We start from the raw sequence: 2,117 nt of genomic DNA, 5'->3' as shown, positions 1-2,117 counted from the left end.
CGACTCTCGCGGGCAGTCCCAGATGAGGCACCGAACCACTTTCGCGGGCACCTGCAATGAGTCTCGTCGCGTCATTGACATCGGGAGCCACACTGGCTATCATAAATAATAAGTCACATCCTGAACGTGACGCACCGATTCGATGAGGAGTCCGGTTATGTCTCTGATCTCTAAGTTGTCCAATCTATCGGTTGCCATCGTGCTCGCGGTAGCAGCCTTTGTGGTGCCTACTTGCGCATCTGCTGCTGAAGTGGATGCTCAAGCCCCCGCGATTGCCCCTGCAAGTGTCAGGTGGGGAGGTGACTACAGACCGAAGTGCAATGGAGATAGCACGCAGATAGTGTGGACAAATCCGGTGGTGTTTTGGGTCTGGACACGTTCAAGCGGAAATATCTTCATGGGCACATTGTGGACTAACGACGGGTTTCAGGGATTGAGGAATAACGGGACGGAATTTAGGAGTTGCCGGTAGAGAGGTGCGCCGTCATTTTGCTCTTCGAGTTCAGATTAAAGGCTCTTCCGGTTTAGGGGTAGTGGCTGTTGCCTGAAGCCACTGGCGTGGATGAGGCTGCGGATGGTGTAGTTGGCAAAGTTTCTAAAGTCCAGGGCTACGCTGGGTAGGCGTTCCAAGCGCCTGTTGGTGTTCTTTCGGTGGGGCCGCTGGAGGTAACGGGGATGCCGGGTAGTAGGCCAGGATGTCACCGCGCCGTTCAATCAGGGTCTTGCCCAGGGAGATGACTTCCTTCAGGGCTGCAGCCACGCCGTCCTTCACGGTGGCGATGCCCTTGCACATCAGCTGTTTGCCTTCAGCAGGTTTCTTAGTGCGGTAGCCGGACGTTATCTGATGGCGCCCAAGTGGCCTCCACCGCCGTGTGCTGGTTATCGGCGAACAGCTGTTTCGAGACAACCTCAGGACTTGTCGGTCAGCAGGCCAGCCCGGGTGTGCAGGAGCCTGCGGTCTTGGATCTTCCTGACGCCCCCGTCGCCCGGTCGTCTACCGCTAGGTGTGGCGGCGGCACTCATCCAGCTTGTCGCCGTCCAAAGTGACCACATGGAAGAGGCTTATCGCCTCCGGCGCGTCGGGTGGGGCCTAAGCGGCGGCAGTTTGGAAGTCCGTGAACCGTCCATAGCCACCACCTGCCTGCGCACTCTTACGCCAGGTCTCAGACTGGTTTTGAGCCACTGCTTGAAGACCTGCTTCGACCTGCCCGAGGCCATGTCTAGGAGACGGGACGGACCTGTCTTGGTGCGTGCTGGGTATGGCGTCGATGGCGGTCGCGTACCTATCGCCCGTGCGGATGTGCCGCCAAATATGCTTGTCCACGCCGATGACTTCCACGCCCTCCAAGCGGCCGGGATCCTTGATCAGGCTGGTTTAGGCGCACTCCAAGATGGCGTCGTTCGCAGTGTTCCCGACACCTCTACCCTGCCGCCAAACGGGAGACGGACATGAAACTCCACGCCGACGGTCCCTATCGCCCAGTCCACAGCTGTAAGCGTCAACCTCGCCCGCCTGGCAGCGGCACGAGACGCGTCCTGCCACCAGCGCCCTCCCGCAATCTTCACAGCGCTAGCGACGCAGCCGCACCAGCGGTGGGTGGGGCGCAAGCCCACAGGCGCTTGCGCTTGACGCCGCGTGACGGTCCCACCGGGGCGCCCTCGGCGCCACAGGCCCGGCAGAACGGGTCATCTTCGGAACCTTGTAGGCGGTAGACGGCAGTCGACCACCGCCTGCTTCTGCTCCAGAGACTGGTCGGCAGCGGTTAGTCTCAGGGCGCCTCGGGCCCAGGAAACTAGCAAGGTCAGGGGCAGTGAAAGGCGGTTTCGAACATCACGTCGAGGTCTTCGTAATCGATGCTATTTGACAGCACACCAAGTCATTGAGGACCTCGAGCCCTACCCGTCCGCCGCCTACCACCTGCGCACCCGCCAACGTCACCACGTCACCGTCAAACCGAAAAAGCCGCATAACTCGCTTGCTCTTTCGGGTTGAAACTTGGTTACGGCCCTTCCGAGACGCGGTGTAGTATGTCCGTGCCTTACCTCACCTTCTTGATGAAGATGGCCAGCACGCCGCCGATGATGGCGCAGATGCCGGCGAAGTAGCACAGTGCCGG

Annotated in this window: 1 pseudogene; it reads right to left on the bottom strand. The window is 60.1% G+C overall.

The features are described from left to right. Nucleotides 1–507 precede the first annotated feature (507 nt). Nucleotides 508–1,789: pseudogene (locus BN1056_RS15010) on the bottom strand (ISL3 family transposase). Nucleotides 1,790–2,117 lie beyond the last annotated feature (328 nt).

Origin of the sequence: Actinomyces succiniciruminis, from assembly GCF_900002405.1 — a bacterium.
Lineage (GTDB): Bacteria > Actinomycetota > Actinomycetes > Actinomycetales > Actinomycetaceae > Actinomyces > Actinomyces succiniciruminis.
Note: the sequence above shows the minus strand (reverse complement) of the source record. Positions and strands in the feature narration are given on the sequence as shown.